The organism is Methylobacter sp. Wu8 (genome assembly GCF_036440755.1).
Taxonomy (GTDB): Bacteria; Pseudomonadota; Gammaproteobacteria; order Methylococcales; family Methylomonadaceae; genus Methylobacter_A; species Methylobacter_A tundripaludum_A.
This window is the reverse complement of record NZ_JAZGVT010000074.1, coordinates 1-14,201: the sequence shown is the minus strand read 5'-3', so window position 1 is coordinate 14,201 and position 14,201 is coordinate 1. Positions and strand designations below refer to the sequence as shown.

Here is a 14,201-nt window from a genome sequence, read left to right as displayed (position 1 = left end):
TACCGTTAGCCTTTCGTCTTTTGCCTTTAGCCAGCTCTTATGCTATTTGATGACTTAACCACGCCCTTGGCCGACCGGATGCGGCCAACAGAGTTAGCCGATTATGTCGGTCAACAACATATCCTGAAGCCGGGCAAGCCGCTCTACGAGGCTATTGCCACGGGTCGCTTACACTCGATGATTTTCTGGGGGCCGCCGGGAACCGGAAAAACCACGCTGGCGCGCATCATCGCCCATCATTCCGATGCCGAGTTTATGCCGATTTCGGCAGTGTTATCCGGCGTTAAGGAAATACGGGCGGCGGTTGCGGAAGCAAAAAAAATCCAACTGGAACAACATCGCCGCACTATTTTATTCGTCGATGAGGTGCATCGTTTTAACAAATCGCAACAGGATGCTTTCCTGCCGCACGTAGAAGACGGCACGGTTTATTTTGTCGGTGCGACGACTGAAAACCCATCTTTTGCGCTGAACAATGCGTTATTGTCGCGGGCGCGGGTCTACGTGCTTAACGCTTTAACGGCTGATGATTTATTGGCCGTGATCGATAAATCGCTGACTGATAAAGTCCGAGGCTTGGGCGGCTTGGCGATCGAAATGGACGTTGACATCAAACAGCAGTTCGCTCAGGCTGCCGACGGTGACGCCCGAAGACTGCTCAACTTGCTTGAAATCGCCGTGGAGCTTGCCTCCGCAAAAGGAGGGCAGGTGGTTAATGAAGTGATTGCCAAAGAAGTGTTGTCGGGCGGCGTGCGACGTTTCGATAACCAGGGCGAAGAATTTTATAACCAAATCTCGGCGTTGCATAAATCCGTGCGCGGCAGTTCACCCGATGCCTCGCTGTACTGGTTGTGCAGGATGATGGATGGCGGTTGTGACTTATCCTATCTGGCCCGGCGTATCGTCAGGATGGCCTCCGAAGATATTGGCAATGCCGATCCAAGGGCCTTGCAGATTTGCATCAACGCCTGGGAAGCCCAGGAGCGATTAGGCAGCCCGGAAGGCGAGTTAGCCTTGGCGCAAGCCGTTGTTTATTTGGCCTGCGCACCGAAAAGTAATGCGGTTTATATGGCTTACAACGCGGCGATGGCGGATGCCAGACAAAGCGGCAGCCTGGGTGTGCCGGTTCATTTAAGAAATGCGCCGACCAAACTGATGAAATCGCTGGATTACGGCAAGGAATACCGTTATGCCCATAACGAACCGGAAGCTTATGCAGCCGGGGAGAATTATTTTCCCGATGAGTTGGCAGGGAGGCACTATTACCAACCGGTGGATAGAGGCCTGGAAATCAAGATTAAGGAAAAATTAAAACATTTGAAGGCATTGGATAAGAATGCGATTTAAGACGAATCGCAGTGACGTAGCCAGACGCCGCTACATGCGCTAGATTTTTACCAGTATTGTACTTGTTTTTTTAGGAAGAGATTTTGGCACATAACGCCGGAATCGAGTGCATCAAATATTTTTGTGGGGGCAACTGACCACACAATCTCGCTGACAAGCCAAACTATCCATTACCTGAGATCCCCCTCTTGCTCACCGTTGCTATTTAGCACACGTACAAAAACCGGTTTAGACCTTAACTCGCCTTTTCGATCAAAACGATAGATTCCATTGGCTCCATGCCAAGGATGGGAAAATTTTATTGCAGAGGCTAAATCAAGCGCAAAGTTGGAATGGCTTAGACGCGAGGCGCCGGCAAGTATATTGAGTGCATCATATCCTTGTGCGGCCCATGTGTCAGGGTACTTGCCAAAACGGGCCAAAAATTTTTCTACGAAATAGACATTCTCTTTATTTTTTGCATCTTTGTCATAAAAATCCAAATAGATTATGTTACGCATTGCATTTTTACCGGCAATTTTCTCCAACTCACTCATGCCTTTGCTGATCAAGGTAATGGGGATGTCAATTCCCAAGTTTCGTGTAGTGCGGACAAATTCCCCGGTAGTTTCAGGAGAGCCAGAAAAATAAATAACGTCGGGGGCCGCGCCACGCAGTTCATTGACTATATGCCGGATATCCATCGTTTCGGGATCATATTGTTTCTGATAAATCAATTCGCCATTATTTTTATTTTGAGCGATTTGATATTGATAGGCTAATTCACTGGAGCGTTCCTGCGCCTCCCAAACCATTGCATATTTTAACTCGCCATTATTTGATTTGGGCGCGGCCCTTACCAGCGGGACCACATCGTCTTCTATGGGGTTGATGGTTCTTACGATATAAACGAAATCATGCTCTGTGAGGCTGGCAGTTGTGGCGCCTACAATCATGTGCAAAAGCTCCGCCTGTTCATAAATACCCGACACCCGAATGGCAATGCTGTCATCACGATAGCCAATTACCGCCGTCATGTCCGGGTTGCTTACGAATTCAAGGGCAATCTTCCGTGATGTTTCCCAATCATTATGGTCATCTCTAATAATGAGTTTAATTCGTGGCCCCCCGTTTGACTCAATCTCTTCTTTGGCAAGCTCCAGGCCCTGAGCAAAGCCGTCTTGCGCCTTATTGAACGGCCAGCTGACGCCGACTGTCAAGGGCGCGAGTGAATTTTCGGTATGTTGTTGCCGTTTTAAAGCATATTTGTCCAGCGATCTTCCTTGCTGAATAAAAACAAACGTCATCAAGGCAAAAATAAACAACACTCGAATAAGACGGTCCATAATTCTATTCTTTACCCAGAATAATCGGCAATCCTGAAGCGCCTGAACCAATTACAATGGTCTTGGCATTGTTCGATTTTGCCAACTCTTCAGTTGCGGCTATGCCTCGCCAGCGAAGCACATCAGGGCTTAGACTGGACTTTAAGGTAGTGTTGTACAGAGCGAGACTATCGGCTTCAATTTTTCTGCGACTGGCTTCCTTTTGGGCTATTGATAACCTGTAAGCGTATTCGCCGTCAATTTGTTGGTATGTCATTTTGTTTTCAATGGCTTGCGATATTTTATCGGGCAAGGTGATACTCACAATCAATACATCGTCCAATGAAACATAACCCGCTTCCAGGCGTATTCTGGATAATTCGCTGATGCGTTCTTGATTGGATTTCTGGTTATTGTAAATCTCTTCGGGTTTATATTGACCAAAGACCGTGCGGATTGCCGCTCGAACTTCCGGACGAATCATGACATCGACATAATCCGGGCCGATACGTTGATGGAGCAGGGGAAGCATGTCAGGGGCGATGAAATAACGGACTTGAAACTGGACATGGACAGATAAGCCATCAGTGGTTAAAGTCTCTATGGAATCGGTGTACTGCTGTTTACGGACATTATAAACATACATTTTGTTGATAGGAAGAATGACATGAAGTCCTTCATGGTAGACGGTATCTAACACAGTCCCCCCTCCTAAGCGCCGCCAGAGCACCCCCAATTCCCCGGAGTGGACTGATATAACGATCCTGTCAAAACACAGCACAGCACCGAAACTTAATAGGACTATGAAAATGACGATATACGGAGCTTGGCGGCTTATCAGGTTCCCAAGGGCACGGTAACGATTCTGAAACCAGTTTATGATACTTCTCATAGCGGCTTACTCTTTTTTGTGCGTGAAGTTTTGAATGATGTCATGTCATTTATCCATGTAGGCAAATAACTGACCGTAATCCATTTGCAGAATCCGATCCGCTACATGGAAATATCGGTCGTCGTGAGAGACAACTAATATCGTTTTGCCAGCCGCCTTGAGTTCGGGTAATAATGTTTCGTAGAAATAGCTGCGAAATTGTGGATCTTGGTCAGCCGCCACTTCATCAAAGATATATACAGGCTTGTCTTCAAGATAAGCCATTACCAGCGCCAAGCGTTTGCGTTGGCCGGTTGATAAGTTGGTATTGGTAAAGCAGCCGTTTTTAATTCCGGTTTTATGGGCAATGCCCATCAGTTTTAAGAGTTCTTGCACACGTTCCGGCGGAACATCACCGACACCGTATAGTTTATCGAATAAATAAAAATCGGAAAAAATGGCTGAAAAAAGGTTTCGGTATGAAATGATATTGCCATCGTCAATTGGCTGGTCATCGACAAAAATAGTACCGGAGGTGGGTAAATAGAGTAACGTGAAAAGTTTCATAAAACTGGTTTTACCACTCCCATTGCCGCCAATCAGAAACAATATTTCCCCCCGGTTTACAGTCGTCGTAATGGGGCCGATTTGAAAACTGGGTAAGCCATCGGGATCGGCATAGATAAAACCGACTTGATCAAAACGTATGGTTTTAAAATCGTTGAATTCCTGTTGAACAATGCTATGTGTATCATTTTTGACTTTTTGATCTCTGTCCAAATCCCTTTCCAGACGATAGAGATTGTCCACTGTCATGTTAGCCTGCGTATAGACAGGATACATCATGATAACAGTTGCTAGCGGACCAAAAAAAAACAGAATCGCCGCTACGATCTGAGTGACTGTTCCTGCAAACTCATTGGAAATGACCGGGAGTATAAACACAACGCCGCCAAGAAGGATGACGAAGAACATTTCTATGAATACCACTGTATCAGCATACAACTGCATAACTTTAGTGCGGACGATGCTTACGGTTGATGCGATATCACAAAAATCGGCAAATACAGCATCGCTTTTTTTCTGATTGATTCTAATTTCCTTGAATCCTCTCAATAAACCAGTCAATGATTTGGCTAATTCATCTTCCGAGTCCGATGAATCCGACAGGCCTTTTTCATAGGCATCTCGATCCTTCATATAAAAAATAGCGCCACATAGAATCATAATTCCGCATAGCACAACAGCAATCGGCGATTCTACGGCAATGTACAACAAGGTAAATATAACCATGAATGCGGCTTGGGTAGCGGCAAAAAGCGGTCTTGTCGTCTGGCTGATCATGCCTGTATCCCGGCTGATACGGGCTAGAATGTCCGATTCACCGATTTTTTCTAGCGACTGTAAATCACACCGGCGGATTTTATCTCCTAACCGGGCGCGAATGTTACAGACAGCTTTTTCAGCGATGCGGCTGGATTCGTAGAGGATGTATCGAAGGGAATACACGAACAGTGTCAGACTGATGCCGAAAATCACAAAATGTTGCCAAAAAGGGCCACCCTCTTTCATCGATGCTACGGATGCGTTAATCAGCGCTAAATTCAAAGTATTGGATAGCCCCGATGTGGCGGTCATTAAAATCAGTTTGAAATTGACTTCCCCCGTTTCATTATTAAGAAAAGTGAAAAATTGAAAATTCATTAAGCAACTCCGGCATTAATATTTTTGTTCGAAATGCGTATTCTGACAGCATAGCGATCTCGATCTGTAAACAATTCTCTGCCGTGTAGCGCTTCATGATTGTTAAGCATTAAAAAACCATCTGAATGACAAGTATTTTTGACCAGCAACTCTGTATTTTGAAGTTCTCTTTCTAAGAGATTGACAGCATAGCGTGTCTCGGATGTATCGTATTCCGTTCGTGCCTGAAGCCCTCTTTTTAGAGTATCGCGCCGGTAACGGATACTCGGAAATGTACCGAAAATTGGGGCGATAGTGACTTCCACGCTATCCGAGCGCCGGTTGGATGTAAAGCTGGTAGGGACTTGGAAGGGTAAGTTGGTTTTCTCCAGATAATCAACCGCCCAGGCTCCCTCAGCGCTTTGGCGCATATTTTGTTTAATGGAATTGAAATCACGCAATATCGAAGCCCCGCCGCCACAGTTAGCTTGCCTGATAAAGTACAGGATTAAATAGCGTTCAGGCTCGGGGTGATATTGGGTGTCAGTATGTAATTCGGCTTCATTTGCGTGTTCTGAGTAAGTGGGTATATGGTTCGGTTGCAAAAGCTCGTCTCGTGCTTTTATATCCCAAATTATACGATTATCGACCTGATCGGTAGCGGAAGGGTGCCCCATGCATAGCGTCAATGCGTACAACACAAATTTACGCGTTTCAACATCAAAAGTATCCAATTTAAATTTTGGAATAAATATGCCGCTGTGGGAACTTTCCAAGGTTTCAATCAGTGTGTCAGCCAGCGTCGCGATCTTTGGAGCAATTGAGCGGATTTCATCGCGAATAATGTCTTCGTTAGGATGGGGACGAATAGAAGAGCTATCTGTACCAAAATATTTGTGCAGAATATCGAGCGAAGCCGCTATTTCCTTTGTATCAAAATTTGGTGAGTCGAACTCGCCAATACGCAACCCCAAATTGCGAACGTGCTTCAACATGCTATCTCCTTAATTTTTAAAATGTAAAGCAGCTTCCCGCAGGAACCGCAGCTGGCCGTCAGATGAAGTATCGGTCCACGCCAACCCTAAGCGTTTAAGCAGTTCGTTGGTGCGGCCACTGGTCAATTCAATATGCTGGGCTTTGACTTGGGGAGCTTGTCCCCCATACAGGTTAAAGCCGTCCAGCACTTCGTAAAAAGCCTGTTGCTGTTCGGGTTTGTCCAAGGCCTTGAGCAAATGATCGATAAACATGCCGAAATCGCAGGTAACTAATGGAAATGCGGTGCTAATGAATTCCGCCAAGGACGTTTCCTGGGAATGTTCGATATGATGCGTTTCGTTGGACAAAGCCTGCGTTTCCGCAAGCAGCATTACCGCCCTGGCGACTAAATCGACATGGCAGAATAAGGCCTCAACTTTTTTCGGAACCGCGCCTAATTCAATCAATGCAGCGACTAAGCGAAAAAAAGCATTGTCTTTGAGATTGATCTGCAAGTTACTGTCATCGGTCGCAAACACTACATTGCCGACACGGTAGATGCTGGCGTTGCTCAGCTTGACCCGTGCATCCAACACCAGTCGCTCGGCTTCCTGTTTGGTCCGTATATAGTAGTTGTCGCTTAAGTCCGGGTTGGGCAAGTCATATTCGGTGAACAACTTGAACCCGCTTTCCGGGGGCTTGCCGACGACCGAGGTAGTGGAAATCAGATGGAAGTCCATGGGAGCGTCCAAATTGTATGCGGCCAGTTCCAGCAAATTCTGCACCGAGTTAATGTTATCCCGATGAAACTCCTGGTAGTGGCCATAATGTTTTACATTGGCCGCACAATGGAAAATAGCCTGGGTCCGGGTAGCCAGCCATGTCCATTGATCTTGACTCAGGCCCAAGCTTGGCCGGCTCAAGTCACTGGACAATACCTGCAATCGGGGATGATAAGCCAGTTCCTCTCCCGTTTTAGGGCCGAAATAATGCGCCAATACCTGATGCAGCCTGTCCCGGCTGGCCGCATGATCGGTCCCTCTGACCAAGGCTGTGATCTTTCGCTTACCTTCCTTTAGCATTTCCCGAAGCAAATAGCAGCCGACATAGCCGGTTGCCCCTGTCAGCAAGATATTTTCATAATCTTTACGAGGGCCGAGGTCGATGTCGCTGTATTTTTTGTTACGGGCGCAATACTGTTCTTGTGCAGCCTTAAGCCCGTCAATGCGCTGATTGGGGTTGGCCTCTAAGTGGTCCGAATAGGCTTGCCAATCTACTTTAACTTTAGCCAATAGATCGCGAATATGTTCGCGCCTGGGTTGGCAAGTTTTGGCAAAATCGGCCAGTACCGGGTGTTCGTAAAGATTATTGATGGTGCAGGTAAATTCCAGCCGAAGACGGTTCACGACACTAATGGCCGCAAGGCTGTGGCCACCGAGTTCAAAGAAATTGTCCTCGCTGTAGATGGTGCGTCCTGGAAAAATTTCCGACCATGCTTCGGCAATCAGTTTTTCGACCCGGTTGCCAGGGGGCGTTAGCCTGCCGACATCGGAATCGTTTGACGCGATCATGTCGATGTCTTGATCAAGATAGTCGGCAATCAGTCTTTTACGATCGACTTTACCGGCCAGCGATACTGGAATGCCCGGCACCGCCTTTATCGCCGAGGGGATCATATAATCGGGTACTTTCTTCGCCAAAAATGAACGCCATTCGCCGTTACCGATTGCGGACGCTTCCGGGTGCAGACAGACAAAACCGTACAAACCCGGTGTCCCGTCCGCCATACCATGAATAACCACGGCGGCCTGCAATACGTCAGGATGCAGGCCGATTTGGTGTTCTATTTCTTCCAGTTCGATACGTTGACCGCGAAGTTTTACCTGGTTGTCTATCCGCCCGAGGATTTCAATTTCGCCCTGCTGCGTCCAGCGCGCCAAATCGCCGGAGTTATAAAAGCGCCCTTCCGGGGTTTCGACAAAGCTTTCAGCCGTCAGTTCCGGGCGGTTCAAATAACCGGGCGAAAGGCCGCGGCCACCCAGCCAGAGGGTGCCGGCCGATCCCGGCGGCACCGGCTGCCGGTCCTTGTTCAGGATATGGGCGGAAGTATTGGCTAATGGGCGTCCCGCAGTCATGCGCGTGGATTGGGGAGTGATCTGACCAATACAAGAACCCACGCTGTTTTCCGACGGGCCGTAACCGTTAATGTAAGTCAGGCGCTCGGCGTAGTGCAGGGCATTGGCCTTCACCGGCGGCTCGCCCATCGTCAGCAACATCCGCAAACCGGGGAATTCGGCATTGCCGAATAATCCCAGGTACGATGGCGACAGGGTTGCTATGGTAATGCCCAGGCCTTGCATTTTTAAAAGCATCCCTGGAATGTCGTCCAATTCTCTGCGGACTACGGGCGCTAAGGCGCCGCCATGAAACCATGCCAGCCCCAGTTCGTGAAGCCAGGCGTCAAACGAGGGCGAAGAAATTTGCAATAGTTTGTCGTCAGGGGAAATGCTCAGCGCCAGTTTCATGCCCAGGCAAAAATTGGCGTAGCCTTCGAAGGTTATGACCACGCCCTTGGGCTCCCCGGTGGAGCCGGAAGTATAAATGATATACGCCGGGTCAGTATCCCGGCAGCCGTGGTTGATTGGAGCGGTCGATTCGTAGGCCGGCGTTTCCGGGCGCAGGAACGCATAGGATGCCAGTTCGGAGGGTATCGCCAGTCCGTCCAGCGCCACTAACAAGTTGATGTCCGCATCTTCGGCGATAAATTTTAGCCGTTCTCCGGGCAATTCGGCAGACAAAGGCAGGTAACAGCCTCCGGCCTTCCAGATCGCCAAAACAGTCGCAGGCAAGGCTGTTGATCGCTCGGTCAGTACCCCCACCGCAACGCCCGGGCCAATGCCGTGCCTTCGCAAAACCTGCGCCAGACCGTTGCTTTGCTTGTCTATTTGCCCATAACTTTGAGTTTCTTGATCTAACAGCAAAGCAGGGCTATGCGGTTCTTGCCCGGCTATCCGCATAAATTGGTCTTGTAAATAGCCGGTGGGCTTGGGCAAAGACGGGCCGTATTGCCAACTATCCAATAGCTTTTCTTCAGCTGCGGTCAGCAACGGCAAAGCTGTTTGCGCTTGGCGTTCCGGGGATACGATAAAGCGCATCCACTCCAGCAAAGCATTAACCCAGGCCAACGCGGTATCTTTTTCGTAAAGGTTCGCATCAACGTACCAATACAACCCAAGTCCGTCATCGGCAAGGGCTTCATGAATCAACACCATGTCTTGTGGCGGCGGGTTAGGCCGGAGATCGTAGCGCATCTCCTTGGTCGCGCTGTCATTGACAGGCACAAGCTTGATATGTCTTTCGGAGACCGAACCTAAACCCGGATTTTCCGTAACGGCCAGATCAAATAGCGGAAAGCGGGTAGGGTGGTTTGATGCCGCATGGCGATTGCGAAAATCCTGGCAGATTTGGGCAAACGGATAACGTTCATGCTGCAAGGCCCGGCTGATGCCAAGCTGCATGGCGGCCATCGACTGTTCTACCGAATCGTTTCGGTTAATCCGGCAGGCTATCGGCAGCATATTGAGAAAATAATTGACCACGGCCGAGTCTTCCGCCAATTCGCGGGTTGAACCTACGGTCCCCATGACGAAATTCGGACGCCCGGTACGTCTGGATGTTTCCATTGCCACCAGCGCCATCATTAGCGCATGGAGGCTGGCCCCATGTCGGCTGGCAAAAGCCTTAAGTTTTTGGGCCGTGGCGGCTTCAAGGGCGATGCGGAAGAAATGGCCGCCCTTGTTTTTTCCGTCGCCGCTGTTAATTGGACGGCTAAAATCCAGGGGCCACTCGTCGAAGGGCTGCGGCGTGTTTTCATCGCCGTTGCCAAGGCCGTCCAGGGTTTCGCTCCAATACTCCGCATCGGCGGCGGCCCGGTCTTTAAGATAGGCCAGCTCGCGACCGGCAAAATGATTATAGTCGCCCGACAGGGCCGGTAATTTCTCCCCCGCCAACAGCTGGGACAATTCGTCGAGCAAAATGCCGATGGATAGGCCGTCGCCAACGGCATGGTGCAGGGCCAGCCAAAAAACCTCTTGCCGGGTATCTTCAACAAAGACCAGGCCGGCGCGCCATAAAGGGGCCGAGGACATTGGGATGGTCATGGCTTGCAGGTTAGCAATATGGATACGCGCGGCCGATAAGTCGGGCAGGCATTGGCGTTCCAGTTCCATGTCCAGCGCCGGCAAAATTTGCCGTAGCAATTGGCCGTCGGCATCCTCTTTAAAATAAGTGCGCAAGGCAGGATGGCGGCCGACCAGTTCGCCCCAGGCCTGTCGCCATTGTTCGGCGGCCACTTTACGGTCTTGCTCTGCGACGGAGAATGTCAGATTGAGGCCACGGTTCGCCTTGCCGATTTTTTCAGCCACCCAAAACTCCAACTGGCCGGTTGTCGCCCTGTCTGTCGGTGTAAAATCAGCGGCAGGCGCTTGATCTTCCACGTCAATACGGCGGGAAAAATCACTCAGGATTGGAAAGGCGAATAATTCCCTGGCCGCAACCGGACGGTTAAGGTCGCGCTCAAGCCGATGAGCCGCGGCTATGGCCACCAGACTGTGGCCGCCCAGCGCAAAAAAGTTATCGTCTTTACGGACTGTTTCCAGCTTTAAAAGTTCGCACCATATCGCCGCCACGCGTTTTTCCATTGGCGTTTGCGGCGGATTCTCCGAAACAGTATGGTTTTGCTGTGCATGGGCAAGACCGCGCAGACTGGCGACATCGACCTTGCCGGAACTGTTGACCGGAATGGAATCGACGATAATGAAAGACGTTGGAATCGTGGCGGCCGGTAAATGGGCGGACAGATAGTCCCGCCATTCGATATCGGAAGGGCAGGCCCGATTATTGCGAAGATGGATGAAAGCGGACAGGCGCTGTTTTTTGTCCGCAATTTCATCGGCCAGTACCGTAGCCTGAAATACGGAAGGGTGGCCGTTGACGATATGTTCGATTTCCCCCAACTCTATCCTGATGCCATTCATTTTAATCTGGCTGTCCATGCGCCCCATGAACTGCACTTCATCGACGGCGCCCGGACTATTGGGCAGTCTGGTCAACCAGCGGCCGATGTCGCCGGATCGGTACCGGCGTCCTTCAGGTGTCTCGACAAAACTGGCGAGAGTCAGGTCTTCCCGTCCTAAATAGCCGTTTGCCAGCCCCATGCCGCCTAGCCATAGCTCTCCTATTTCACCCGGAGGCAGAAGGTTGCCATTGGCATCGCAGATGTGGATGCTGGTGTTGGGCAAAGGCAAGCCGCACGATGGCGTGCGGGTGTGGTTTATGGTCAGTTGGCCCAACGCACAGGTTACCGTGTTTTCCGTAGGTCCATAAGCATTGAAGTAGCTGATTTGTTTTGAGTATTTAACAATGTCGTCAGGAAATGGCGCTTCACCGCCCGTGACTAAAATCCTGAGATATTGGAAATCGGCACTGTCAAACAGCCTTAAATAGGTAGGGCTGATGTCGGCAACGGTGATTTGGGTGTCGTTTAAAAACTTCATGAATTGATTGGGAGAATCAATCAAGTCGTCATGGACAGGGCAAACCGTCGCGCCAAAAAGCAAGGGTACGCCAATATCCGACAAGGAAACATCGAAAGACGGCGAATAGAACATCAGGCAACGATCGTCTGAGTTAATGCCCAGAATTTCCCCGCAGCCAAGCGCCATGTTTACATAGCTCTTGTGAGCGATTAACGCCCCCTTGGGCAATCCGGTAGAGCCGGAAGTGTAGATGATATAGGCCGTATCCCCGGCGTCCCCTGAAATGGAGGGACGATGGCTATGAAAATCTGCCAGCTGTTCTGGCCGTAAGTGCGTTGGGGTAACTTGGGCGATGGCTTGAGGTATGTCCAGCCCATCTAAAACAATCAGTTGCCGGACTGCCGCATCGTTCACCATATGGCACAGCCGTTCAACGGGCAGATCAATCGACAAGGGAAGATAAATCGCCCCGGCTTTCCAAATGCCTAAAATTGTCGACGGCAACTGCGGCGAACGGCCGGTCAGCACGCCTATGACCGCGCCGGGTTTAATGCCCGATTGAATCAACGCATTAGCCAAGCGATTGGCCTGTTCCTCAACCGATAAATAGGAAAATCGGCTTTCAGGCGTCATGACGGCCAGGCGTTTTGAACTGTCGGCCCCCATGCTGTCGATAACCGATTCAAATAATTCATGAAAACGTTGGTTGGGGCGGTGAACGGTGCGGCCGTATCCATTTTGCGCCAGAAGTTTCGATTCTTGCGGCAACAGTTTAGGCAGAGGCATCCGGGCATGGCCTTTGTCCGCACACAACCACTCAACCCACCAGCGCAACGAGTTGAACCAGGCGGTAGCGGTCTCCAACAAGTAAACAGCGGAGTTTACTTGCAGCTGTAGCATGAGTTCGCCGCCGGGCAGGATTTCATGGATGAACACCATATCCTGGCCCGGGGAGACATCGACCAATTCGTATTCAATAGCCTCACTAAAACGCGCCAAAGACCGGAAGCCTATATCGGCTTTATCTATCCGGGCTTGAGGGTTTTCATTGACCGCAAAGTCAAACAGCGGATAGCGGGACGGATGGCGGTAACCGGGACGTTGTTGGCGGAAGTCGTTATAAATGCGCGCAAACGGCACGCGTCCGTGGTGCAAGGCGGCGGCCAACACCTGTTGGGTGCCGGTTAATTGGGTCTCAAAGCTATCGCCGGCATCGCCGTCCATGATCAACGGCAACATGTTGACATAATAGCCGATGATGCCGGCTTCTTCGGTGGTTTCGCGCATGTCGGCGGGCGTGCCGATCAAAAATTGCCGCCGTTGCGAACGTCGGCGGGTTTCCAGCGCAAGAAGGGTCAGCATCAGCGCATGCATGCTGCTGTCGTAGCGCTGGGCAATGGCCTTTAATCCTAACGTAATATCGGCCGGCAGGCATATTTGCAGCCGATGGTAGCCGGGCTTGCCGGTCTGCAACCGGGGCATATCCAATGACCAGTCTTCAAAGGCCGTTTCCGGCAAGGCCGCCAGACTATTGCGCCAATACGAAAAATCATGCTTAAACTCATCACCGGCCAGATAGGATAAGGCTCTGGCAGCGGAATGCGCATAGCTTCCCACGAGCGGGGGCAGCTCTTTATCCTGTAATAACAGGGCCAGCTCATCCAGTAAAATATTAAAGGAAACTCCATCGCCAACGGCATGATGCATCGCAAGCCAAAACAGCGTTTCGTTTGTTTGTCCGACATGCACCAAGCCGCCTTGCCAAAGCGGCGCGACATTGAGCGGAATAGGCCGGCTTTGACGCTCGCGGATAAGCGTATTGGCGCTTGCCAGGTCGCTGACTGTTATTTCTTCAAGTCCCGGCTGGGCTATCCGGGTCACGACACGGCGTAAAGTTCCTTGATCGTCTTCGACAAATTGTGTCCGCAATGATTCGTGTCGTTCCGTTAACTTGGCCCATGCCCGGTTCCATTTTTCCAGTCCGGGAATATTACCCTGCACCTTGCGGATCAAAGGCATTATGAAGGGGGTGGTATTAATCCCTGCCTGCTCGGCCACCCAGAATTCAAGCTCGCCTTCGGTGGCTATGTCGCTGGCTTCGGGTGATTTGGTAAGATTTTGATATTGAATCCGGGTATCATCGACACGGGCGGCAAATGCGGCCAGTGTGGGCGCGGTATACAGATAACGCGCAGGAATGCTGACCGCCAAGGCCTTGGACAGGCGATGCGCCATCGCGACGGCCAGCAGGCTGTTGCCGCCCAGGCCAAAGAAATTATCTTCGCGGCAAACGTCCTGGCCCAGCAATTCACTCCAAATCGGCGCGATAAGCACTTCCATCGAGGTGGATGGCGGTGTTTTTATAACCTCGACCTGCGCTTCGCCGACTAATTGCAATAGCGCCTCCCTGTCCACCTTGCCGTTAACGGTTAGCGGAATACGCTCAATCGCGGTCAGGGTGGCCGGAATCATGTAATGGGGCAG

At 50.5% G+C, this 14,201-nt stretch carries 6 protein-coding genes; 1 reads left to right on the top strand and 5 read right to left on the bottom strand.

The window, feature by feature from the left end:
* The first annotated feature begins 39 nt into the window (after positions 1 to 39).
* Positions 40 to 1,347 carry a replication-associated recombination protein A gene (locus V3O24_RS16550; protein ID WP_331308080.1) on the top strand — a complete coding sequence of 436 codons (1,308 nt, stop codon included), beginning with the start codon at positions 40 to 42 and terminating at the stop codon, positions 1,345 to 1,347.
* Positions 1,348 to 1,517: 170 nt separating this feature from the next.
* Here the strand turns inward: V3O24_RS16550 and V3O24_RS16545 are convergent, their stop codons facing one another.
* The 5 genes from V3O24_RS16545 to V3O24_RS16525 are packed head-to-tail and all read right to left on the bottom strand — an operon-like array spanning position 1,518 to position 14,189.
* Positions 1,518 to 2,672, bottom strand: coding sequence for an ABC transporter substrate-binding protein (locus V3O24_RS16545; RefSeq protein ID WP_331308079.1), 1,155 nt, complete (start codon positions 2,670 to 2,672; stop codon positions 1,518 to 1,520).
* Positions 2,673 to 2,676: 4 nt separating this feature from the next.
* Positions 2,677 to 3,543 carry a prohibitin family protein gene (locus V3O24_RS16540; protein ID WP_331308077.1) on the bottom strand — a complete coding sequence of 289 codons (867 nt, stop codon included), beginning with the start codon at positions 3,541 to 3,543 and terminating at the stop codon, positions 2,677 to 2,679.
* Positions 3,544 to 3,588: 45 nt separating this feature from the next.
* Positions 3,589 to 5,226, bottom strand: a complete 1,638-nt coding sequence (locus V3O24_RS16535) for a cyclic peptide export ABC transporter (protein ID WP_331308075.1) — start codon at positions 5,224 to 5,226, stop codon at positions 3,589 to 3,591.
* Positions 5,226 to 6,200 (bottom strand): TauD/TfdA family dioxygenase, encoded by a 975-nt coding sequence (locus V3O24_RS16530; RefSeq protein ID WP_104424825.1) that lies wholly within the window; start codon positions 6,198 to 6,200, stop codon positions 5,226 to 5,228. Before V3O24_RS16530 ends, V3O24_RS16535 begins: the two co-directional genes overlap by 1 nt.
* Before the next feature lie 9 nt (positions 6,201 to 6,209).
* A complete protein-coding gene (locus V3O24_RS16525) occupies positions 6,210 to 14,189 on the bottom strand; it encodes an amino acid adenylation domain-containing protein (RefSeq protein WP_331308074.1) in 7,980 nt (2,659 codons plus the stop codon).
* Between the last annotated feature and the right edge of the window lie 12 nt (positions 14,190 to 14,201).

Bases quoted from the DNA above. Each gene is read 5' to 3' on its own strand.
- V3O24_RS16550 (WP_331308080.1), top strand. From the start codon at position 40: ATGCTATTTGATGACTTAACCACGCCCTTGGCCGACCGGATGCGGCCA.
- V3O24_RS16545 (WP_331308079.1), bottom strand. From the start codon at position 2,672: ATGGACCGTCTTATTCGAGTGTTGTTTATTTTTGCCTTGATGACGTTT.
- V3O24_RS16540 (WP_331308077.1), bottom strand. From the start codon at position 3,543: ATGAGAAGTATCATAAACTGGTTTCAGAATCGTTACCGTGCCCTTGGG.
- V3O24_RS16535 (WP_331308075.1), bottom strand. From the start codon at position 5,226: ATGAATTTTCAATTTTTCACTTTTCTTAATAATGAAACGGGGGAAGTC.
- V3O24_RS16530 (WP_104424825.1), bottom strand. From the start codon at position 6,200: ATGTTGAAGCACGTTCGCAATTTGGGGTTGCGTATTGGCGAGTTCGAC.
- V3O24_RS16525 (WP_331308074.1), bottom strand. From the start codon at position 14,189: ATGATTCCGGCCACCCTGACCGCGATTGAGCGTATTCCGCTAACCGTT.